Raw genomic sequence first — 21,811 nt, 5'->3', positions numbered from 1 at the left:
GGGATGGTCGTGACGGCCGTGTTGCGTGAGGTCAAAGGCAGGCGCGCGAAGTTTGGGCAGCTCTACTGTGCATGGGGTTGTTTTCACGTTTTTCGTTTGTGTTCTTGATTTGTTCCTATGTCGTGCTATCTTGGCTGCATGAGTCCAGCATCCTCTCATGCTCTCAAGCACCCGCCGGTCACGGCGCCCTCCGAGCCGGCGGGTGCGCCTTCAGATTTCCCCGAGCTTGGGGTCGCCATCGACCGCGCGCGACGGCGAGGGCGGGGCGCGCAGTCCAACGCCAGCGGCCGTTACGAGGCCGAGGCGCGCGTCGCTTTCGACGACGGCTGGCAGAGCCTCGACGAGCTGCCGCCGTTCAAGACGAGTGTCGCAATCGACACCTCACGCAAGGTGATCACCCGCAACGATTCCCCCGACATCGGTTTCGACCGCTCGATCAATCCCTATCGCGGCTGCGAGCACGGCTGCGTCTATTGCTTCGCGCGGCCGACCCACGCCTATCTCGGCCTGTCGCCGGGGCTCGACTTCGAGTCAAAACTGTTCGTGAAGCCCGAGGCGCCTTCGCTGCTCGAGAAGGAGCTTGCGGCTCCCGGCTACGAGCCGCGGATGATCGCGATCGGCACCAACACCGATCCCTACCAGCCGATCGAGCGCGAGCGCAAAATCATGCGCGGCATTTTGGAAGTGCTGGAGCGCGCAGGGCATCCCGTCGGCATCGTCACCAAGTCGGCGCTGGTGCTGCGCGACATCGACATTCTCCAGCGGATGGCCAAGCGCAACCTCGCCAAGGTCGCGATCTCGGTCACCTCGCTCGATCCGAAGCTGGCGCGCACGATGGAGCCGCGGGCCTCGACGCCGCCGAAACGGCTGGAGGCGCTGAAGCAGCTCTCGGACGCCGGCATTCCCACCACGGTGATGGTCGCGCCCGTGATCCCTGCGCTGAACGATTCCGAGATCGAGCGCATCCTCGACGCCGCCGCCCATGCCGGGGTCAAGGAGGCTGCCTATGTGCTGCTGCGGCTGCCACTGGAGGTGCGCGATCTCTTCCGCGAATGGCTGATGGCGAACTATCCGGACCGCTATCGTCACGTCTTCACCCTGATCCGAGACATGCGCGGCGGGCGCGACTACGACGCCAAATGGGGCGAGCGGATGAAGGGCACCGGACCGATGGCCTGGACCATCGGCCGCCGCTTCGAGATCGCCTGCGAGAGGCTCGGCCTCAACAAGCGGCGCTCCAAGCTGACCATTGATCACTTTGCGCGGCCGAAGCGGAACGGTGATCAGCTCAGCCTGTTTTGAGCGGACACGTGCAAGAGGTGTCGCATGCTCAAGGAACTCACCGTGCCGGTGCCGCGGCTGACCGTCATCACGCTCGGTGTGAACGACATCCGCGCCAGCATCGCCTTCTACGACGCGCTCGGTTTCTCGCGCCGGCTGAAGGAGACCGGCGAGGCGGTTGCGTTCTACGACACCGGCGGTCCGGTGCTCGCGCTTTATCACTGGGATCGGCTCGCCGCAGACGCGTCCTTGGAGGACCAGCCGAGGCCCACGACCTTTCGCGGCATGACGCTCGCCTGGAATTGCGCGACCCGCGAGGAGGTCGACGAGGTGCTGGCCTTCGCCGTGGAGAAGGGGGCCACCTTGCTGAAGGCGGCGCACGCGACCGATTACGGCGGCTATTGCGGCTATTTTGCCGATCCCGATGCACATGTCTGGGAAGTCGTGGTCGCACCCGGCATCGAGGTGGGCGAGGACCGGCGGGTGCATCTGGCGGAGTAGGGCGGGCGGCCTGAATAACGGGAATATCCTGGGTTCCCGGTTGCGCTGGCGAAGCCCCCTGGCGCACGATCCCGGCCATGATTCGGGACCCCTCCGCCAAGACCCCAGCCAAAGCCGCGCCGAAGAAAAAGGCCGCGCCGAACGCTGTGCCCGCCAAGGCGGCAAAGATCTCTGCGGCCGATGCGGCGAAGGTTCCTGCCGGTAGGAAAGGCATCATTGCCGTTGCTGCCCCCAGCTTCCGCCGCGAGCGCGCGCTGATCAAGCGCGGCGTCTGGCCGGTCGCGGGCTGCGACGAGGCTGGCCGCGGCCCGCTCGCAGGCCCCGTGGTGGCCGCCGCGGTGATTCTCGATCCCGACCGGATTCCCCGCGGCATCGACGATTCCAAGCGCCTGACCGCCGAGGAGCGCGAAAAGCTGTTCGACAAGATCTGCGCCACCGCGCAGGTCTCGGTCGCCGTCGCCTCGCCGGCGCGAATCGACCGCGACAACATCCTGCGCGCCTCGCTGTGGGCGCTGAAGCGCGCCGTGGTGGCCCTGCCCGAGGCGCCCAGGCACGTCTTCGTCGACGGCCGCGACCGGCTCGACACCGCATGCGACTGCGAGGCCGTGATCGGCGGCGACGGTATCGTGCTGTCGATCGCCGCGGCCTCCATCGTCGCCAAGGTCACCCGGGATCGCTTGATGTGCGCACTGGCGCAGGACTGCCCGGGCTACGGCTTCGAGCAGCACAAGGGCTATGCCGTCCCCGAGCATCTCGACGCGCTTGATCGCCTCGGCCCTTCCATCCACCACCGCAGCTTCTTCGCTCCCGTCGCCGCCGCCCGCGCCAAGCACATGCCCTGGACCGTCGAGCCGGTGCAGGACCTGTTCTCGGTGACTGAGGTCGAGGTGCAGGTCGAGGCGAGCGTCGAGATCGACGCTTCCGTAAATCTCTAGCGATCCTCCTACAGCTTTCCCATCCGTCATGGCCGGGCTTGACCCGGCCACCCACGTCTTACCAGCGGCACGAAGAACGTGGATGCCCGGGACAAGCCCGGGCATGACGAACTGCGGCGGTTGCCACAACCCGTGACGCCCTTTATCAAAACAGACGTGAGCGAATAGGGCCGGCTGGACGGGTTGGCTGCACCTTCGGACGTTGCATGCGGTTTACCTCCCTGGTCATCGAGCTCATTCGCGCCCGGCCGCGGCTGATCGTTTGGATTGCGGTGCTGCTGCAGGCTGCGATGTGGCTGTTCGTGGCGCTGGTGTTCTACCGCAGCCCGCCCGGCACTCTCGCGACCCTTCTGGCCTTCGGCAGGGAATACCAGGTCGGCACCGATCTCGGCCCGCCGCTTGCCATCTGGCTCGCCGACATCGCCTATCGCGCCGCCGGCGGCCACATGCTCGGCGTCTATGTGCTCGCCCAGCTCTGCGAGATCGCGACCTTCATCGCGCTCTATCATCTTTCCCGTGCCGTGGTCGGCTCGCAGCAGGCGGTGCTCGCCGTGCTCCTGACCATGACGGTGCTGGCCTTCTCCTCGTCCGCGCTGGACTTCGGTCCGCTGATCCTGGCACGGCCGCTCTGGGCGCTCTTGCTGCTGCACTCCTGGCAGATCATCGGCCAGCGCCGCGGTAATGCCTGGTTCGCCTGGTCGATCGAAGCCGGCCTCCTGCTGCTGACGACGCCCGCCGCGGTCTTCCTGCTGCTGCTAATCGTCGTCTTCGCGGTTACGACCGCCGGCGGCCGCCGGACGCTGCGCGGGCTCGATCCGCTGTTCGCGCTAATCGTCGTCGCCGTGCTGGCGCTGCCCTATGCGGTCTCTCTGATGCGGGCCGAGACGCCGACGCTGCCGGCCTTGCCGCCAGTCGCCGAGCTCAACGACCGCGCGCTGCATGCGGTCTGGCTGCTCGGCGGCCTCGTGCTCGGGGCGGCGGCGATCCCGGCGCTGACCTTTCTCAACACCGGAATGTTCGCCGGCAAGGGCGAGGAGCCGCCGATCATCTACCGCCCGCCGGTCGAGCCGCTCGCGCGCAACTTCGTCTATTTCTTCGCGTTCGCTCTGCCGCTCGGCGCAGTGCTGATCTCCGGCCTGCTGGGGCTCGATTCCGTCGTCGGCGGCCCCGGCGTCGTGCTGATCATGACGGGGCTCGCCGTGGTCGTCGCGGCCGGCGATCTCATCGCGATGCGCCGCGCGCGCATGCTCCGCATGGTCTGGGCCGCCGCCGTTGCCGCGCCCGCCGCCGGCGTGGTGCTCGGCGTTTTGTTCCTGCCCTGGACGGGCACTAGCGAAATTGCGACCTCGATGCCGGCGCGCGCGATCTCGGACTTCTTCGACGAGAGCTTCGCCCGCCGCACCAACCATCGCCTGCGCGCCGTCGCCGGCGAGACCCAGCTCGCCAGCCTGATCGCCCTGCATTCCGGCCGGCCGCATCTGTTCATCGACGCCGCCCCCGCGCGGACGCCGTGGATGAGCCAGACCAAGTTCAGCGAGACCGGCGGCGTCGTGGTCTGGCGCGCCTCCGATACCGCCGGCACGCCGCCGCCGGAGATCCTCAAGCGCTTCCCCGGCATCGTGCCGGAAGTGCCGCGCGCCTTCGAATGGCTGGTGACCGGCCGCCAGCAGCTGTTGCGCATCGGCTGGGCCATCGTGCGGCCGAAGGGGACGTAGGTCGGTGTCATTCCGGGGCGCGGCGAAGCCGCGAGCCCGGAATCCATTCATCCACCAACTCTGCCGCTCGATGGATTCCGGGCTCTCGCTTCGCGAGCCCCGGAATGACGGCGTGGGCGTCGTTACACGGCGCCCTGCGCCAGCGCCTTCGCAATCGCCCGCAGATCCTGCCAGGCCAGCCGCTTGTAGGCCGGCGAGCGCAAGAGATAGGCCGGGTGAAACGTCGGCAGCGCGCGGATCACGCGCTGGCCGGTGTCGTAGTCGAACCAGCGCCCGCGCGTGCGCATGATGCCTTCGCGCGTCGACAGCAGCGTCTGTGTCGAAGGATTGCCAAGCGTCACCAGCACGTCGGGGTTCACCAGCTCGATCTGGCGCTGGATGAAGGGCAGGCAGATTTGCGTCTCCTGCGGCGTCGGCGTGCGGTTGCCGGGCGGCCGCCAGGGAATGACGTTGGCGATGTAGGCGGTGGTGCGGTTGAGGCCGATAGCCCCTAACATCAGATCGAGCAGCTTGCCGCTGCGCCCGACGAAGGGCAGTCCCTCGATGTCCTCGTCGCGGCCCGGCGCCTCGCCGACGAACATGATGCGCGCCTGCGGGTTGCCGTCGGCGAACACGAGTCGCGTCGCGGTGTGCTTCAACGCGCAGCCCTCGAAATTTTGCATCAGCTCGCGCAGCGCCTCCAGGGTCGGCGCGGTGCGTGCGGCTTCGCGTGCCGAGGCGATGGCGACGTCCGGTGCAGGCGCGGCTTCGCCGCGCATGACCGCGGGCGCGGCGACCGGCCGCGGCGCTTCGGCTGGCGGGGCCGCGCGCGGGCTGGGTGGCGGCGCATCGATTTCCGCGAGGCGGTCTATCGGTTCCTCCGCGAGCGTGCAGTCGACACCGGCCTCCAGATAGAAGGCGAGCAGCTCTCGGACGGTGGGTGCGGGTTCGGGGATCATGGGAAAGTCTGACTTTTATATCACCTTGGACGGCCTTGCATCCCGGCGGAACGCGATTCCGAGGTTGTCCTACCCGGAAAAATCGGAAACAAGAGGGCGCAAACGACCAAGGACCGTCTCAAGGGCTGAGATCAGATGAGCACCGAAGAACTTCCCCCGCGCGAATCCATGGAATTCGACGTCGTCATCGTCGGCGCCGGCCCGTCGGGTCTGTCGGCCGCGATCCGGCTCAAGCAGCTCAACGCCGAGCTCAACGTCGTCGTGGTGGAGAAGGGCTCCGAGGTTGGTGCGCACATCCTCTCGGGCGCCGTGATCGATCCCGCGGGCCTCGACAAGCTGATCCCGGACTGGCGCGAGGATGCCGACTGCCCGCTGAAGACGCAGGTCAAGGACGACCGCTTCTACTGGATGACCGGCGGCGGCGCGATCAAGCTGCCGAATTTCATGATGCCGCCGCTGATGAACAATCATCACTGCTACATCGGCTCGCTCGGCAATGTCTGCCGCTGGCTGGCGCGCAAGGCCGAGGCGCTTGGCGTCGAGATCTATCCGGGCTTTGCGGCGGCCGAGGTGCTCTATGACGAGGAGGGCAAGGTCAAGGGCATCGCCACCGGCGACATGGGCATCGGCCGCGACGGCAAGCCGAAGGATTCCTTCACCCGCGGCATGGAATTGCTAGGCAAGTACACGCTGTTCGCCGAAGGCGCCCGCGGCAGCCTGACCAAGCAGCTCATCAACAAGTTCGCGCTCGACGCCAAGAGCGAGCCGCCGAAGTTCGGCATCGGCCTCAAGGAGGTCTGGCAGATCGATCCCGCCAAGCACCAGAAGGGCTTGATCCAGCATTCATTCGGCTGGCCGCTTGACCTCAAGACCGGTGGCGGCTCGTTCCTTTATCACTACGACGACAATCTCGTCGCCGTCGGCTTCGTCGTGCATCTGAACTACGACGATCCCTATCTGTCCCCATTCGACGAATTCCAGCGCTTCAAGACCCATCCCTCGATCCGCGGCACCTTCGAAGGCGCCAAGCGGCTCGCCTACGGCGCGCGCGCGATCACCGAGGGCGGCTATCAGTCGGTGCCGAAGCTGAGCTTCCCCGGCGGCGCGCTGATCGGCTGCGCGGCCGGCTTCGTCAACGTGCCGCGCATCAAGGGCGTGCACAATGCGATGGGCACCGGCATGCTGGCTGCCGAACATGTTGCGGCCGCGCTCGCCGCCGACCGCGCCAATGACGAGCTCGTCGAATACGAGAACGCCTGGCGTTCCTCATCGGTCGGCAAGGACCTGTTCCTGGTCCGCAACGTCAAGCCATTGTGGTCGAAGTTCGGCACCGTGCTCGGCGTCGCGCTGGGCGGCTTCGACATGTGGTGCAATACGCTGTTCGGCGCCTCACTGTTTGGCACGCAGTCGCACGTCAAGCCCGACCGCGCCACGCTCGATTCGGCCAAGAGCCACGCGCCGAGGAACTACCCGAAGCCCGACGGCAAGATCACGTTCGACAAGCTTTCCTCGGTGTTTTTGTCCAACACCAATCACGAGGAGGACCAGCCGATCCATCTGAAGGTCACGGACATGAACCTCCAGAAGACGTCCGAGCACGACGTCTATGCCGGCCCCTCGAACCGCTATTGCCCGGCTGGCGTCTATGAATGGATCGAGGAGGGCTCCGGCCCGCGCTTCCAGATCAACGCCCAGAACTGCGTTCACTGCAAGACCTGTGACGTGAAGGATCCCAACGGCAACATCACCTGGGTTCCCCCGGAGGGCGGCGGCGGCCCGAACTACGAGGCGATGTGAGGACATCGCAGGTGACCAGGCGCACGTTCCCGTGAGGACGGGGCTGCGGCGACCCGCCGCGGCCACGATAAGGCCATAGTGGCGGCGTCTTGGGGCGCTGGCGCGGTTTCAATGGGCCGGTTTGGGCGTGCGGAGGGGATCTTCCCGGGTCCGAATCCTTGCGGCGAAGCGCCAAAAGCGGCATTGTCGGCCTGACGGTTCCGGGCCCGGATGTCACCGGCCGCGTTCGCTTGCGATACGGTCTTCTGCTGCAAACCCAGGCACCACCCAACTCAAGGCGAGCCCTGATGTTTTCAAATCGTTTCAACCGCTGGACTGCTGCCGCCATCGCCCTCATGGGCACCGCGATCGCGACGGTCCCCGGCGCGGTCCTGGCGCAGACGCCGGATCATCCGGAAAACACGGCGGCGCAATTTCCGACGCGAAACGATCTGAAGTCGCTCACCGGCGCCGGCAGCTATCTCGCCGCCCGCCATGCTAGCGTTGAGCGCGACGCGACCTCGGCCGCCGCATTCTACCGTTCGGCGCTCCGCACCGATCCCAAGAACAACGAGCTGCTCGACCGTGCCTTCATCTCGTCGGTCGCCGACGGCGACATCGAGGAGGCGGTCAAGCTCGCCGAGCGCATCCTCACCATCGACAAGACCAACCGCGTCGCCCGTCTCGTCGTCGGCGTGCACGATCTCAAGCTGAAGAAGTACGTCGCGGCGCAGACCAACATCAACCAGTCGATCCGTGGTCCGATCACCGATCTCGTCGCCACGCTGCTGTCGGGCTGGGCCGCCTATGGTGCGGGCGATGCCAAGGGTGGTGTCGCCACCATCGACAAGCTGACAGGTCCGGAATGGTATCCGCTGTTCAAGGATCTCCACACCGGCATGATCCTGGAGCTCTCCGGCAAGGAGAAGGACGCCGGCACGCGCTTCGAGCGCGCCTACAAGCTCGACGATTCCATGCTGCGCGTGACCGAGGCCTATGCGCGCTGGCTGTCGCGCAACAAGGATTCCGCCGCGGCTACCAACATCTATCAGGCCTTCGACAAGAAGCTCGCGCGCCATCCGCTGATCCAGGAAGGCCTGCGCGAGACCAAGGCCGGCAAGAAGATGCCGCCGCTGGTCGATTCCGCGCAGGCCGGCGCCGCCGAAGCGCTCTACGGCATCGGCGCGACGCTGACCCGCCGCGGTGGCGAGGATCTGGCGCTGGTCTATCTCCAGCTCTCGCTCTACCTGCAGCCGACGCATCCGCTGGCACTGCTGTCGCTCGCCGATCTCTACGAATCGGTCAAGCGGCCGAAGATGGCGATCAAGGTCTACGAGCGCGTGCCCGCCAACTCGCCGCTCAAGCGCAACGCGCAGATTCAGCTCGCCATCGATCTCGATTCCGCCGACCGCACCGACGAGGCGATCAAGATCCTCAAGGGCGTCACCTCGGAGGATCCCAAGGACCTCGAAGCCATCATGGCGCTCGGCAACATCGAGCGCGGCCGCAAGCGGTTCGGCGATTGCGGCGCGACCTATTCACGAGGCATCGAGGTGCTGCCGCCCGGCAACGACAAGGCCAACAGCGTCTGGTACTATTATCGCGGCATCTGCCAGGAGCGCTCCAAGCAATGGGCCAAGGCCGAGGCCGACATGAAGAAGGCGCTGGAGCTGCAGCCCGACCAGCCGCACGTCCTCAACTATCTCGGCTATTCCTGGATCGACCAGGGCGTGAATCTCGACGAAGGCATGAAGATGATCAAGCGGGCCGTCGAGCAGCGTCCCGACGACGGCTACATCGTCGATTCCCTCGGCTGGGCCTATTACCGCATCGGCAATTTCGAGGAGGCGGTGAAGAACCTCGAGCGTGCGATCGATCTCAAGCCCGAGGATCCCACCATCAACGACCACCTTGGCGACGCCTATTGGCGAGTCGGCCGCACGCTGGAGGCAAAATTCCAGTGGTCGCATGCGCGCGATCTCAAGCCCGAGCCGGAAGAGCTGCCGAAGATCGAGGCCAAGATCGCCAACGGCCTTCCCGACGACAATTCGAACTCTTCTGCGGCGCAGGCCGAAAAGAAGAAGGACGACGGCAAGGGCGGCTAAGCTAGGCGCATGATCCGGAAAAGTGTGGAGCGGTTTTCCGATCAGATCATGCGCAAACAAGTGAGTCTTGGGGGCTGATCGCCAATGTCGGCGTTGATTGAAGAGGGACGGGCGAAGGTCAATTTGAGCCTTCGCGTCGTCGGCCGTCGTGCCGATGGTTATCATGATCTCGAAAGCGTGGTCGCGTTTGCCGACTGCGCCGACCGGCTCACCTTGGAGCCGGGCGGGGAGCTGAAGCTCACCACGACTGGGCCGCTGGCTGCCGCCTGCGGCGACACAGCCGACAATCTCGTGCTCAAGGCCGCCAAGCTCCTTGCCGAGGCGATCCCTGGCCTGCAGCTTGGCGCCTTCGCGCTCGACAAGGTGCTCCCCGTTGCAGCCGGCATCGGCGGCGGCTCGGCGGATGCCGCGGCCGCGCTGCGGCTCCTGGCGCGTCTCAACGATCTGTCGCTCGATGATCCCCGCATTCAGAAGGTCGCGCTCGCAACCGGCGCCGACGTGCCGGTGTGCCTCCTCTCGCGCGCCTGCGACATGACCGGCGTCGGTGAGCAGCTGCTGCCGCTCGCGCTGCCGAGCATGCCTTGCGTCATGGTCAATCCGCGTGTGCCTGTCGCCACCAAGGACGTGTTCCAGGCGCTGGGCCTGCGCAACGGCGAGCTCCTGGTCGGCGTCACCGACGTCATCCGCGCACCGGCCTGGCCCGGCGAAGGCGGCTCGATTTCCGATTGGGTCGAGGTTCTCGACACGGTCGCCAACGATCTCGAAGCACCCGCGCTGCGGATCGAGCCTGTGATCGGCGAGGTGCTGGACGCCTTGCGCGATTCCGCCGGCGTCAAGCTCGCCCGCATGTCCGGCTCGGGCGCGACGTGCTTTGCGATCTACGGCGCATCTGAGGAGGCACATGCCGCGGCCGAAACGATCCGGCGCGATCACCCCGCCTGGTGGGTGCATGCGGGCACGTTGAGCTAGCCTTCGTCCTCGTTGAGCTCGAGAAACCGCCGGATCTCACCCAACACCTCCTGCGGCTTGTCGTGCTGCAGCCAGTGTCCCGCCCCGGCAATAGTCTTAACGCTCGCGTTCTGGAAGTATCGCTCCAGGCCGGCGGAGCGAGCGCCCGCTAGAAAGCTTTCGCCGGCATTGAGCAGCAGCGTCGGGCACGTGATCCGCGACCACAGCTCGATGTGATCGTCGGGCCAGAGCCGATGTGGCGCGGAGGCGCGCTGATAGGGATCGAATTTCCAGCTGTAGCTGCCGTCCTCGTTCTGCCGCGCGCCATGCCTGGCGAGATGCAGCGCGAGGTCCCGTGACAGGCGCTTGTTGTGAAGCACCATCTGTGCGGCCGCGTCCTCGAGGCTCGGATAGCGGCGCGGGGTGCGGTCGTGGAGCTTGTCGAGCTGGCCGACCCATCTGCCGATGCGCTCATGCGCCGGCGGCTTCGGTGTGTCCGGCAACATGGTCACGCCGTCGAGGACGACGAGCCTCGTGACCTGTTCGGGGAATGCGCCCGAAAAGATCAGGCTCACCATGCCGCCCATCGAATGGCCGATGAGAGTGACCTGAGGCGTGGCTAAGGTGCGAACCAGCTGCACGAGATCGTACACGTATTCTGTCAGCGCGTAGCTGCCGCCTTTCGTCCAGTCGGAATCGCCGTGACCACGGAGATCGGGCGCAACGACGCGAAAATGCGGTTGCAGCGAGCGCGCGATGTGATCCCAGCTGCGGCAATGATCGCGGCCGCCGTGCACCAGGATGGCGGTGGGTGCGCCCTCGTTGCCCCAGTCGGCGTAGTGCAGCCGCAGGCCGTGCGATTCATAGAAGCGGCTTTGCGGGGCGCTAGCCATTGGCCGGCCGCCGCGCCAGGGCGAGCGAGAGGCCGAGGCCCGCGATGAAGACGCCGGAGCCCTGCGTGAGGCGACGCATCAGAAGCGGCCGTCCGGTCAGCTGCGCGCGCGTCGCGGAGGCCATCAGCACCACCACGACATCGGCGAGCGTGTTCAGGGCCACGGAGATCGCACCGAGCAGGATGAATTGCAGCGTCGGGTTCGAGTCCGACGGATCGAGAAACTGTGGAATGAAGGCGAGGAAGAATGCCGCGGTCTTCGGATTGAGCGCTTCGACCAGCACGCCGTCGCGAAACGCGCGCTTGTCGCCGATCGGCTCGCTCCCGAGCGACAGGTTGTTGCCGGCGCTGCGAAACGTCTTGATGCCGAGCCAGACCAGATAGAGCGCGCCGACGAATTTCACGGCGGCAAACAGCTCCGCGCTGGCCAGGATGATGGCGGAGATGCCGAGGCTGCCCGCGACCACATGAACCAGTCCGCCCAGCGCCGTGCCCGCGGTCGAGGCGAAGCCGCTGCCACGCCCCTCCGACAAGGTTCGCGCCGCGACGTAAAAAATGCCAGGGCCGGGAACGGCGGCAACGAGGAGAGCTGCGGCCAGGAACAGCCAGAAATTCGTTTCGATCATGCCGTTTTCGTAGCGGAGCGGGCGGCGATTGCAAGGCCTCTCGCTTATCCCAGCCGGCGCAAGATCACGCTGGCATTGACCCCGCCGAAGCCGAACCCGTTGGAGATGGCATGCTGCATCGGCATCGGCCGCGCGCTGCCTGCGACGATATCGATGCCTTCGGCGCCCGCATCGGGGTTTTCGAGATTGAGCGTGGGCGGCGCGATCTGGTCGCGCAACGCGAGCACGGTGAAAACCGCTTCCAGCCCGCCGGCGGCGCCGAGCAGGTGACCCGTGGCCGATTTGGTCGCGCTCACGGCAATGCCGCGGTTGCGGCCGAACAGCGCGCCGATGGCGCCTAGCTCGCTTTCGTCGCCGGCCGGTGTCGAGGTCGCGTGCGCGTTCAGGTGCTGCACATCCGCGGGCGCAAGCTTGGCCTGCCGAAGCGCGATCTCCATGGCGCGGCGGGCACCATCGCCATCCGGCGGCCCCGAGGTCATGTGATAGGCGTCCGCGGTCGTGCCGTAGCCGACGATCTCGGCGATCGGCGTCGCGCCGCGCGCCTGCGCATGCTCCAGCGCCTCGATCACCAGGATGCCGGCGCCTTCGCCCATCACGAAACCGTCGCGGTTGCGATCGAACGGACGCGAGGCGCGCGCGGGCTCGTCGTTGAAGCCGCTCGACAGTGCGCGCGCCGCCGCAAAGCCGCCGACGCTGACGATGTCGATGCAGGCCTCCGCGCCGCCGCAGATCGCAACGTCAACTTCGCCTGATCGGATCATGCGTGCGGCATCGCCGATCGCCTGCACGCCGGCGGCGCAGGCCGTGACGGGCGTGCCCAGCGCGCCCTTGTAGCCGTATTTGATCGAGATGTGGCCGGCGGCGAGATTGGCGAGGAACGAGGGGATCGTGAACGGCGACAGCCGGCGCGCGCCGCGCTGCGCGGTGATGCGCACCGCCTCCGCCATCGCAGGAAAGCCGCCGACGCCGGAGGCGATGATCGTCGCGGTGCGCTCGAGCGCGCCAGCATCCTGCGGTGTCCATTTGGCTTGCGCGACGGCTTCTGCCGTCGCGAGCAGCGCGAACAGGATGAAGCGGTCCATCTTGCGCTGATCCTTGGGCGCGGCAGCCTGCGCCGGATCAAAACCGCCTTCGGCATCATCGGTCTTATCGGGCACGAGGCCTGCAATGCGCGCCGGCAGCGCCTCTGCCCATTCCGGCAACAGGCGCAGCCCGCTTTGCCCGGCGAGCAGCCGCCGCCACGTCAATTCGACGCCGCAGCCAAGCGGCGACACCGCGCCCATTCCCGTCACGACGATACGACGCATGTCAGTCTCCAGCCGGCGCGACGGCCGGGTTCATGGCCTTGAGCGAAGCAAGCCGTGCGCGCATGCCGCGGCTGGCGCGGGGACCTGCGACGACGACCGCATTGGCGAGCGTGATCGGGCGCTTGTCGGCGGCATCGACCACAATCGGCTCGAGCGGGCGGACGTCGCTCCGGTTCGCCAGCAGGATGGATTCGCCTTTCGGCGCCAGATGCTTGTTGCCCCAGGCGAGCAGCGTAGCGATCACCGGGAAGAAATCCCGCGCCTTGTCCGTCAGCACATATTCGTAGCGCGGCGGGCGCTCCTGATAGCGGCGACGCACGAACATGCCGCTTTCGGTCAGATGCGCCAGCCGCCGCGACAGGATGTTCGGCGCAATGCCGAGGCCTTGCGAGAACTCGTCGAATTTCGTCGCACCCTGAAATGCATCGCGCAGAATCAGGATGCTCCACCATTCGCCGACCGTCTCCACCGCGCGGCCGACCGGGCATTCCAGGATCGAAGGGGATTTGGGCTGCATGGCGGGAAGGTAGGTCAGTAACTTGCAAAATGCAAGTGACCGCGCGGGGAGCCATGTGGAGCGAGTGAGGCTGGATTCTGCTGGTGAGATGAAGCGCGCTCTCGTGCCCCGGACGCAGCGCAGCGCCCCCTAGCGGTGCGCTGCAGAGCCGGGACTCATATTGATCATGATTGCGGATGTCGCATGGGTCCCGGCTCTGCGCAGCAGCGTTTCACGCTGCAGCGCGTCCGGGACACGAGAGCAAGCGGTGCCGTCGCGTACTCCGTCATTGCGAACGCAGCGAGGCAATCCAGACTGTTTCCGCGGCGGGATTCTGGATTGCTTCGCTACGCTCGCAATGACGGGTGCAGGGAGCGCGCAAAGCGTGAGCGTCAGTCGCCTAATGCGATCTTGCCAAGCAGAACGCCACGACCTGCTCCAGCGCGCTCTTCATCGGCGAGGGCGGGAACAGCGCCAGCGCATCCACGGCCATGGCGCCGTAGTGCTGGGCGCGGATCAGCGTGTCCTCGAGCGCGCGGTGCTTGTTCATCAGGCCGATGGCGTGATCGAGATCGGAATCGCCGATCTCGCCGCGCTCGAGCGCCCGGATCCAGAAGGCGCGCTCGGTGTCATTGCCGCGGCGGAAGGCGAGCACGACGGGCAGCGTGATCTTGCCTTCGCGGAAATCGTCGCCGGTGTTCTTGCCGAGCTTGGCGCTCTTGCCGCCATAATCGAGCACGTCGTCGACGAGCTGGAAGGCGATGCCGAGATTCATGCCGACCGAGCGGCAGGCAGTCTGCTCCGCCTTCGGGCGGTTCGCGATCACGGGGCCGACCTCGCAGGCGGCGGCGAACAATTCGGCGGTCTTGCCGCGGATCACGGCGAGATATTCGTCCTCGGTGGTCGCGGTGTTCTTGGCGGCGGCGAGCTGCATCACCTCGCCCTCGGCGATGGTGGCGGCCGCCGCGGAGAGGATGTCGAGCGCGCGCAGCGAGCCGACCTCGACCATCATGCGGAAGGCCTGGCCGAGCAGGAAGTCGCCGACCAGCACGCTTGCCTCGTTGCCCCAAAGCATGCGCGCCGACAGCTTGCCGCGGCGCATCTCGCTCTCGTCGACCACGTCGTCGTGGAGCAGGGTGGCGGTGTGCATGAACTCGACGCTGGCAGCTAACTTGATGTGGCCGTCACCGGTGTAGCCGGCGAGGTTGGCCATGGCGAGCGTCAGCATCGGGCGCAGGCGCTTGCCGCCCGAGGAGATCAAGTGGTTGGCCACTTCAGGGATCATGGTCACGTCGGAGCCCGTCCGCGACAGGATCGTGGCATTGACGCGCTCCATATCGGGAGCGACAAGGGCAACCAGCTCTTCGATCGACGCGCCGGGGGTTTCGAAAGGTACGATGACGGCCACGCCGGTCTCCAATATTTGCCCCGGAAGGGCTATTCTGATGGAAATACAATAGAAACTGGCGGCGGATGCGGCAAGGGCCGCGGAACCATTGACATTTGCCGCGTTAGCCACTTTCAGGCAGGAGACCTCCGTTTTGCGTGAACTGGTTCGGACCAACGATATGGTGCTGGTGTCGGCGATTGGCGCGCTGCTCGACGGCGCCAACATCCATCATCTGGTGCTGGACCAGAACATGAGCATCATCGAGGGGTCTCTCGGCATTCTGCCGCGGCGGATCCTGGTTCATGAGGACGACGCCGAGGAAGCCAGGGCGCTCCTCACCGAGGCAGGCCTCAGCCACGAACTGCGCGGCGATGATTGAGGCCGCTGATATTACCGAGGACGCGTTTCTCGGCGGGCAGTTGCGCTTGATGCAGAAGCGGTCAGGCCACCGCGCCGGGCACGACGCCATCCTGCTGGCAGCAGCGACCGACGCTAAGGCGGGTGACCGCGTGGTCGAGCTTGGCGCCGGCGTCGGCACGGCGGGCCTTGCGCTGGCGCGGCGCGTCGCGGGGATCAGGCTCAGCCTGGTCGAGATCGATCCGGAACTGGCGCAGCTCGCGCGGGCCAACGCCGCCGCGAACGCGATTCCTGCCGAGGTCATCGTGCTCGACGTCACCGCCGACGCGCAGGCGTTTGCAGCGAACGGACTTCTGCCCGACGGTTCCGACGCCGTATTGATGAACCCGCCCTTCAACGACCCCGCACGCCATCGCGGCTCGCCGGATCAGGCGCGCCACACCGCGCATGTGGCGAGGGAGGAGACGCTGCATGCGTGGGTGCATGCAGCCCGGCGCATTCTCCGATCGAGCGGCGTGCTGACCCTGATCTGGCGCGCGGACGGAATTGGCGACGTCGTGGCAGCGCTGTCACGCGGCTTCGGCAGCCTCGCGATCCTGCCGGTTCATGGCGAAGCGGGAAAGCCTGCCATCCGGGTGCTGGTGCGCGCAGTCAAAGGCGGCCGGGCACCGACGCAATTGCTGCCGGGCCTCATGCTCAACGAGGAGTCAAACGTGCCGAAGAAAGAGGTGAAGGATATTCTGGAGGGGAGGGCGGCGTTGCCGCTGGCGAGGCCGTGACGGCTTATTGCGGAAGCGATTCCGTCTGTTGCTCTTGCGGCGACGTAAAGTGAAGCGCCGTGAAAAGCGCACCGATCAACAGCAACAGCAGATAGATCTTCATGGCGTTTCCTTCCGCTGCCTATTGCAGCTTCCCAACGCGGATTCTGCAAAACACGTTCCTGGCACTTTCAATGACACTCGCGTGATAAGAAATGGTTAATCAGAGGTAAGGCCATGGCCGAACAATTGAACGATCGTGAGAGTTCCGGCCTGGCCGACAAGCTCATGCAATATCTGCCGGCGCGCTTTCGTCCCGGCACGGCGGTCGTGCCGGTGGTGCGGCTGTCCGGTGTGATCGGTGCGGTGACGCCGCTGCGTCCGGGCCTGACGCTTGCCAGCGTCGCGCGGGTGCTCGAGCGCGCGTTTTCCTATCGGCACGCCAAGGCCGTGGCGCTGGTGATCAACTCGCCCGGCGGTTCGCCGGTGCAGTCGCGCCAGATCTACTTGCGCATCAAGCAGCTCGCCGCGGAGAAGAAGCTGCCGGTGCTCGTGTTCGTCGAGGACGTTGCGGCCTCCGGTGGTTACATGATCGCCTGCGCGGGCAACGAGATCATCTGCGATCCCTCCTCGATCCTCGGCTCGATCGGCGTGGTCGGCGGCAGTTTCGGTTTTCAGGAGGCGATCAGGCGGCTCGGCATCGAGCGGCGCCTCTACACCTCGGGCGAGCACAAGGCGATGCTCGACCCGTTTCTTCCGGAAAACCCGGATGACGTCATGAGGCTGAAGGCGATCCAGCGCGAGATCCACCAGATCTTCATCGCGCTGGTCAAGGAAAGCCGCGGCGCCCGGCTGAAGGGAGCGGACGACACGCTGTTCACGGGCGAATACTGGGCGGGGGACAGCGCGATCGCGCTGGGGCTCGCCGACAGCATCGGCGATCTCCGCTCAACTCTTCGTGCCCGTTATGGTGAGAAGGTTCTCACCCCCGTGATTGCGCAGCCGACCGGGCTGCTCTCCGGCCTTTTGGGCCGGAAATCGCCCGGCGCGGGGCAGCTTTCGGCCCTGGAATCAATGGCCGGGCTGCCGGACGAGCTGATCTCGGCGGTCGAGACGCGGGCCATTTGGGCGAAATTCGGGTTCTAGGTCTCGCGCTCCCGCGCCATTTCGCCCGGGCGGCGCCAATTGCGGCGCAGGTCCATCTGCGCAACAATGCGTGTGGGGGCTGAGCATGAGACGAGGATCGACCGATGCCGCCGTTCGTCGCTTTCGCGGGCGTCCTGGGCGGGCTTGCCGTGGTCCGCTGGGCCTACAAGACCGCCATCCGGATCAACCAGGAGCTTGAGGAGATGCGCCTGTCGCGCGTCGCCGAGGCCGCCCGTATGGGGGATATCCAGACGCTGAAGCGCGACCCCGTGACCGGAGCTTACCGGCCGGGTTAGGGCACACCTCCACGCGTTCGTCATTCCGGGGCTCGCGAAGCGAGAACCCGGAATCCATCGAACCACGGAGTGAGCGGCGCAATGGATTCCGGGCTCGCCCTGCGGGCGCCCCGGAATGACGCCCGAATCCGGCCCCTTCGCCTTGATTCCCATCCCCGCCGTCGATACGGTCCCGCGCGATTCAAAACCCCCCGCGAGAGCCCGATCTGACGATGGACGCCTCATTGCCCGCCCATATGCGCCCGGAACGCTCGTTCCAGGGCTTCATCCTCGCGCTCCAGCGGTTCTGGGCCGAGCAGGGCTGCGTGATCCTGCAGCCCTATGACATGGAAATGGGCGCGGGCACCTTCCATCCGGCGACCACGCTGCGCGCGCTTGGGCCAAAGCCGTGGAACGCGGCCTATGTGCAGCCCTCGCGCCGGCCCAAGGACGGCCGTTACGGCGAGAACCCGAACCGGATGCAGCACTATTACCAGTTCCAGGTGATCATGAAGCCGTCGCCGCCGAACCTTCAGGAGCTGTACCTGAAGTCGCTCGCCGCGATCGGTATCGATTCCGCCGTGCACGACATCCGCTTCGTCGAGGACGATTGGGAGAGCCCGACCCTGGGCGCCTGGGGCCTCGGGTGGGAATGCTGGTGCGACGGCATGGAAGTCAGCCAGTTCACATACTTTCAGCAGGTCGCCGGCTTCGAATGCGCGCCGGTCGCGGGCGAGCTCACCTACGGCCTCGAGCGCCTCGCGATGTATGTGCAGGGCGTCGACCGCGTCTACGACCTCAATTTCAATGGGCGCGACGGTGATCAGAAGGTCACCTATGGCGACGTGTTCCTGCAGGCCGAGCAGGAATATTCGCGGCACAATTTCGAGTATGCCGACACCGCGATGCTGTTCGAGCAGTTCAAGATGGCGGAAGCGGCCTGCAAAAAATATCTCGACGCGGGCTGGCGCGACGGCGGCAACCGGAAACAGCATCTGATGGCGCTGCCGGCCTATGACCAGTGCATCAAGGCGAGCCACGTCTTCAACCTGCTCGATGCCCGCGGCGTGATCTCCGTGACCGAGCGGCAGAGCTACATTCTGCGCGTGCGCGAGCTGGCAAAAGCGTGTGGCGAGGCCTGGATCCACACTGAAGGGGGCGGAGCGGCCTGATGCCCGATCTTTTGCTTGAACTGTTTTCCGAAGAAATTCCCGCGCGCATGCAGGCGAAGGCGGCGGACGATCTGCGCCGCATGGTCACCGACAAGCTGGTTGCCGAAGGCCTAGTCTATGAGGGCGCAAAGGCGTTCGCGACGCCGCGCCGCCTTGCGCTCACCGTGCACGGCATCCCAGCGCGCCAGCCTGATCTGAAGACCGAGCGTCGCGGCCCGAAGGTCGGCGCGCCCGATGCGGCCGTGCAGGGCTTCCTCAAGGCAACCGGTTTGAAGTCGTTGGACGAAGCCAAAATCCAGCGCGACCCCAAGGGTGATTTCTACATCGGCTTGATCGAGAAGCCCGGCCGCGACGCGATCGACGTGCTCGCCGAGATCCTGCCTGTCATCATCCGCACCTTCCCCTGGCCCAAATCGATGCGCTGGGGCGCGCGCTCGGGCAAGCCCGGCTCGCTGAACTGGGTGCGTCCGCTGCACGCGATCACCGCGACCTTCGGCCCCGAGACCGAAGAGCCCGATGTCGTGAAATTCGAGGTCGACGGCATCGAGAGCGGCCAGACCACTTACGGTCATCGCTTCCTTGCGCCGGCGCCGATCTCCGTGCGCCGCTTCGAGGACTACGAGGCTAAGCTTCTTGCAGCAAAAGTCGTGCTCGACCCCGAGCGCCGCAAGGACGCCATCCTCACCGACGCCAAGCAGCTGGCCTTCGCGCAAGGTTTTGAGCTGGTCGAGGACCAGAATCTGCTCGACGAGGTCGCCGGTCTCGTCGAGTGGCCGGTCGTGCTGATGGGCTCGTTCGAGCCGGAGTTCTTGAAGACTCCTGACGAAGTCATCCGCGCCACCATCCGCAACAACCAGAAGTGTTTCGTGGTGCGCGACCCCAAGACGGGCAAGCTCGCGAGCAAGTTCATCCTGGTCGCCAATATCGAGGCGACCGACGGTGGCAAAACCATCATTGCCGGCAACGAGCGCGTGATCCGCGCGCGGCTGTCGGATGCGAAGTTCTTCTACGAGACCGACCTCAAGACCAAGCTCGAGGGCCGGCTGCCGAAGTTCGATCAGATCGTGTTTCACGAGAAGCTCGGGACGCAGGCGGAACGCATCAAGCGCATCGAGCGCCTGGCCGCCGAGATCGCGCCGCTGGTCGGCGCCGATGTCGCCAAGGCGACGCGCGCGGCGCATCTGGCAAAGGCAGATCTGCTGACGGAAGTCGTCGGCGAATTCCCGGAAGTGCAGGGCCTGATGGGCAAATACTATGCGCTGGCTCAGGGCGAAGACGCCTCCGTCGCCGCGGCCTGCGAGGAGCACTACAAGCCGCAAGGGCCTGCTGATCGCGTTCCGACCGATCCGGTCAGCGTCGTGGTGGCGCTCGCCGACAAGTTGGATACGCTAGTCGGTTTCTGGGCGATTGATGAAAAGCCAACCGGGAGCAAAGACCCATATGCGCTCCGTCGCGCGGCACTTGGCGTCATCAGGATAGTTCTTGAACGGCGGATCAAGATCAGTCTTCGAAACATTGTCGAAAAGCACTTCGAGAATTCATACAGAAAGAAGTATCTTGAGGTTGTCGATAAGATCGATGACTTGATGCTCTTTTTTGAGGATCGCCTGAAGGTCCAGCTCAAGGATCAGAAGGCCCGACACGATCTGGTCGATGCCGTTTTGAGTGCGGAATCGCTTTTTAAGGGGCACTCGCTCATTTCGATCGTGGATCGCATCGAGGCTCTCGGAAGATTGCTTGATAGCGATGATGGAAAGAATTTGCTGGCAGGGACAAAACGCGCGAGCAACATTCTAGCTATCGAAGAGAAGAGGGATAAACGCGAGTACGATCACGAGCCAGATGCTGCGCTCTACAGCCTCGCTGAGGAGAAGGCGCTGGCCAAGGCGATCGGTGAGGTCAAGGCGGAAGCCAGCGCTGCGGTGGCCAAGGAAGACTTCGCCGCCGCGATGAGTGCGATGGCAAAGCTGCGTCCGCCGGTCGATGCCTTCTTCGACAAGGTGCGCGTCAATGACGACGATCCCAAGGTACGCGAGAACCGCCTGAAGCTCCTCAACGAGATCCGCAGCGCCACGCGCGCGGTAGCGGACTTCTCGAAGATCCAGGATTGAGGCGCGGTTTGCGGCAAACACCGCTGTCATTCCGGGGCGCGCGTAGCGCGAGCCCGGAATCCATAACCACGATCGTGAGTATGGATTCTCAGGTGCGCAATTGCGCACCATAGCCCACGCCTCCGGCGTGTCCCGGAATGACGGCTGCTGATGTGGCTTGCCCAAAGAAGCCCCGCCCGGCGGGGGGAGGACCGGGCGGGGCCTGATGTCCGATTTAACACTGCTCGCGCCAGCCTGATGTGACGCGCCGGACATCGAATGGAGCGGCTGCGTCTTTAGTCCAGCACCTCGACGATGCGGCGCGAGCGCGGCTCGACCAGCACGGTTTCGCCGTTCACGACGGTGTAGCGATAGGTCGTGGCGCCGAAACGTTGCGGCACGTCATAATAGGTGACGCCTGCCTCGGGTAAGGTGGTGCCGACCACCACGCGATCCGGAATGCGGAAGGGCGGCACACGTTGTTCAACGACATATTCGCGGAAGGCGGGCCGTTGTTCGACGGCAATCGTCGGCGCGCCGTCGACCATGGCGGGCGCGCGTCCAATCGTGACATCGCTTTGCGCCTGCGCCGCAAGGGGCGCGCCGGTTGCGGCCGCGAGCGCTGCGAGAGCAAAAATCCTGTTCCGCATGGACAACTCCTTCGACGTGATTCTGCGGGCGCGCGAGCGGCGCGACCGGTTGCCAATGCGTGCCTCAAGCCAATGTTCCGGGAAAAGGCATGCCGCATTCGCGGCAATTTCGGGCAGTTTTCGTGAGGCCGGAACTCGCAGCAGCCCTTGCGCATCTCTACTCCCGGAACCCATCCGGTTATGATCCGCGCGCGATTCGCCTCACCTCACAGAAAGATAGTTCATGCACATCACCGTCGCCCACATTTCGCCGATCCTGTCGTTGATTGCGGGCGTGCTCATCCTGATCATGCCGCGGCTTCTCAACCTCATCGTCGCGATCTTCCTCATCGTCAACGGCGCGATCGGGCTCGGGCTCCTGAAGTGGCTCCGCTTCTAGGCGTTCACTTTTCGGAACTGTCCGTCTTGCGCGGGCCCGCCCAAAGTGGTGTAAGGCCCGCGATTTCCCATTCC

General features: G+C 65.6%; 21 protein-coding genes. 14 read left to right on the top strand and 7 right to left on the bottom strand.

Annotation, left to right across the window (positions count from 1 at the left end; all coding sequences use genetic code 11):
- Positions 1–138 precede the first annotated feature (138 nt).
- The 4 genes from I6F12_RS29370 (at position 139) to I6F12_RS29355 (ending at position 4,432) form a co-directional block, all read left to right on the top strand.
- Positions 139–1,302 carry a PA0069 family radical SAM protein gene (locus I6F12_RS29370; protein ID WP_109144977.1) on the top strand — a complete coding sequence of 388 codons (1,164 nt, stop codon included), beginning with the start codon at positions 139–141 and terminating at the stop codon, positions 1,300–1,302.
- A 24-nt stretch (positions 1,303–1,326) separates the two neighbouring features.
- Positions 1,327–1,782, top strand: coding sequence for a VOC family protein (locus I6F12_RS29365; protein WP_225127815.1), 456 nt, complete (start codon positions 1,327–1,329; stop codon positions 1,780–1,782).
- A 77-nt stretch (positions 1,783–1,859) separates the two neighbouring features.
- Entirely contained in the window at positions 1,860–2,717 is an 858-nt protein-coding gene (locus I6F12_RS29360; protein ID WP_225157808.1) for a ribonuclease HII, read from the top strand.
- Between the two features lie 206 nt (positions 2,718–2,923).
- Positions 2,924–4,432 carry a glycosyltransferase family 39 protein gene (locus tag I6F12_RS29355; protein WP_225157807.1) on the top strand — a complete coding sequence of 503 codons (1,509 nt, stop codon included), beginning with the start codon at positions 2,924–2,926 and terminating at the stop codon, positions 4,430–4,432.
- A gap of 122 nt (positions 4,433–4,554) precedes the next feature.
- Here the strand turns inward: I6F12_RS29355 and I6F12_RS29350 are convergent, their stop codons facing one another.
- On the bottom strand, positions 4,555–5,370 hold the full coding sequence (locus I6F12_RS29350) for a uracil-DNA glycosylase (RefSeq protein WP_036006353.1): 816 nt from the start codon (positions 5,368–5,370) through the stop codon (positions 4,555–4,557).
- Positions 5,371–5,505: 135 nt separating this feature from the next.
- On the opposite strand from I6F12_RS29350, the gene I6F12_RS29345 reads away from it, so the two are divergent.
- The 3 genes from I6F12_RS29345 (at position 5,506) to I6F12_RS29335 (ending at position 10,220) form a co-directional block, all read left to right on the top strand.
- Complete coding sequence (locus I6F12_RS29345) at positions 5,506–7,167, top strand: electron transfer flavoprotein-ubiquinone oxidoreductase (RefSeq protein WP_109144973.1); 1,662 nt, start codon at positions 5,506–5,508, stop codon at positions 7,165–7,167.
- 287 nt (positions 7,168–7,454) lie between these two features.
- The gene (locus tag I6F12_RS29340; protein WP_036024894.1) at positions 7,455–9,251 is read left to right on the top strand and encodes a tetratricopeptide repeat protein; all 1,797 of its coding nucleotides are present in this window, start codon (positions 7,455–7,457) and stop codon (positions 9,249–9,251) included.
- 84 nt (positions 9,252–9,335) lie between these two features.
- Positions 9,336–10,220, top strand: coding sequence for a 4-(cytidine 5'-diphospho)-2-C-methyl-D-erythritol kinase (locus tag I6F12_RS29335; protein WP_109144972.1), 885 nt, complete (start codon positions 9,336–9,338; stop codon positions 10,218–10,220).
- Here the strand turns inward: I6F12_RS29335 and I6F12_RS29330 are convergent.
- The 5 genes from I6F12_RS29330 to I6F12_RS29310 all read right to left on the bottom strand — a co-directional run bounded on the left by I6F12_RS29330 (position 10,217) and on the right by I6F12_RS29310 (position 14,928).
- Positions 10,217–11,092, bottom strand: coding sequence for an alpha/beta hydrolase (locus tag I6F12_RS29330; protein ID WP_225147839.1), 876 nt, complete (start codon positions 11,090–11,092; stop codon positions 10,217–10,219). The genes I6F12_RS29335 and I6F12_RS29330 overlap by 4 nt on opposite strands.
- Positions 11,085–11,717: a LysE family translocator gene (locus I6F12_RS29325; RefSeq protein WP_225147838.1), complete on the bottom strand. Its 633-nt coding sequence runs from the start codon at positions 11,715–11,717 to the stop codon at positions 11,085–11,087. The genes I6F12_RS29330 and I6F12_RS29325 overlap by 8 nt, the downstream gene beginning before the upstream one ends.
- A 44-nt stretch (positions 11,718–11,761) precedes the next feature.
- Complete coding sequence (gene fabF, locus I6F12_RS29320; RefSeq protein ID WP_225157806.1) at positions 11,762–13,024, bottom strand: beta-ketoacyl-ACP synthase II; 1,263 nt, start codon at positions 13,022–13,024, stop codon at positions 11,762–11,764.
- 1 nt (position 13,025) lies between these two features.
- Positions 13,026–13,541, bottom strand: coding sequence for a helix-turn-helix domain-containing protein (locus I6F12_RS29315; RefSeq protein WP_225157805.1), 516 nt, complete (start codon positions 13,539–13,541; stop codon positions 13,026–13,028).
- Between the two features lie 379 nt (positions 13,542–13,920).
- On the bottom strand, positions 13,921–14,928 hold the full coding sequence (locus I6F12_RS29310) for a polyprenyl synthetase family protein (RefSeq protein WP_036006386.1): 1,008 nt from the start codon (positions 14,926–14,928) through the stop codon (positions 13,921–13,923).
- A 133-nt stretch (positions 14,929–15,061) separates the two neighbouring features.
- On the opposite strand from I6F12_RS29310, the gene I6F12_RS29305 reads away from it, so the two are divergent.
- The 6 genes from I6F12_RS29305 to glyS all read left to right on the top strand — a co-directional run bounded on the left by I6F12_RS29305 (position 15,062) and on the right by glyS (position 20,729).
- The gene (locus tag I6F12_RS29305) at positions 15,062–15,289 is read left to right on the top strand and encodes a DUF2007 domain-containing protein (RefSeq protein ID WP_008562067.1); all 228 of its coding nucleotides are present in this window, start codon (positions 15,062–15,064) and stop codon (positions 15,287–15,289) included.
- Positions 15,282–16,046, top strand: coding sequence for a methyltransferase (locus I6F12_RS29300; RefSeq protein WP_036006371.1), 765 nt, complete (start codon positions 15,282–15,284; stop codon positions 16,044–16,046). The genes I6F12_RS29305 and I6F12_RS29300 overlap by 8 nt, the downstream gene beginning before the upstream one ends.
- 216 nt (positions 16,047–16,262) lie before the next feature.
- Positions 16,263–17,171: a S49 family peptidase gene (locus tag I6F12_RS29295; RefSeq protein ID WP_225157804.1), complete on the top strand. Its 909-nt coding sequence runs from the start codon at positions 16,263–16,265 to the stop codon at positions 17,169–17,171.
- 104 nt (positions 17,172–17,275) lie between these two features.
- Positions 17,276–17,467: a hypothetical protein gene (locus tag I6F12_RS29290; protein WP_057026308.1), complete on the top strand. Its 192-nt coding sequence runs from the start codon at positions 17,276–17,278 to the stop codon at positions 17,465–17,467.
- 212 nt (positions 17,468–17,679) lie between these two features.
- Positions 17,680–18,618: a glycine--tRNA ligase subunit alpha gene (locus I6F12_RS29285; protein WP_225157803.1), complete on the top strand. Its 939-nt coding sequence runs from the start codon at positions 17,680–17,682 to the stop codon at positions 18,616–18,618.
- Positions 18,618–20,729, top strand: coding sequence for a glycine--tRNA ligase subunit beta (gene glyS, locus I6F12_RS29280; protein ID WP_225157802.1), 2,112 nt, complete (start codon positions 18,618–18,620; stop codon positions 20,727–20,729). Before I6F12_RS29285 ends, glyS begins: the two co-directional genes overlap by 1 nt.
- A 275-nt stretch (positions 20,730–21,004) precedes the next feature.
- Here the strand turns inward: glyS and I6F12_RS29275 are convergent, their stop codons facing one another.
- Positions 21,005–21,358, bottom strand: coding sequence for a DUF1236 domain-containing protein (locus I6F12_RS29275; protein ID WP_036006381.1), 354 nt, complete (start codon positions 21,356–21,358; stop codon positions 21,005–21,007).
- A 223-nt stretch (positions 21,359–21,581) separates the two neighbouring features.
- On the opposite strand from I6F12_RS29275, the gene I6F12_RS29270 reads away from it, so the two are divergent.
- A complete protein-coding gene (locus I6F12_RS29270) occupies positions 21,582–21,737 on the top strand; it encodes a DUF3096 domain-containing protein (RefSeq protein WP_008562090.1) in 156 nt (51 codons plus the stop codon).
- Positions 21,738–21,811: the final 74 nt, after the last annotated feature.

The sequence above is a fragment of the Bradyrhizobium sp. IC4059 genome (assembly GCF_020193615.1).
GTDB lineage: Bacteria > Pseudomonadota > Alphaproteobacteria > Rhizobiales > Xanthobacteraceae > Bradyrhizobium > Bradyrhizobium yuanmingense.
Note: the sequence above shows the minus strand (reverse complement) of the source record. Positions and strands in the feature narration are given on the sequence as shown.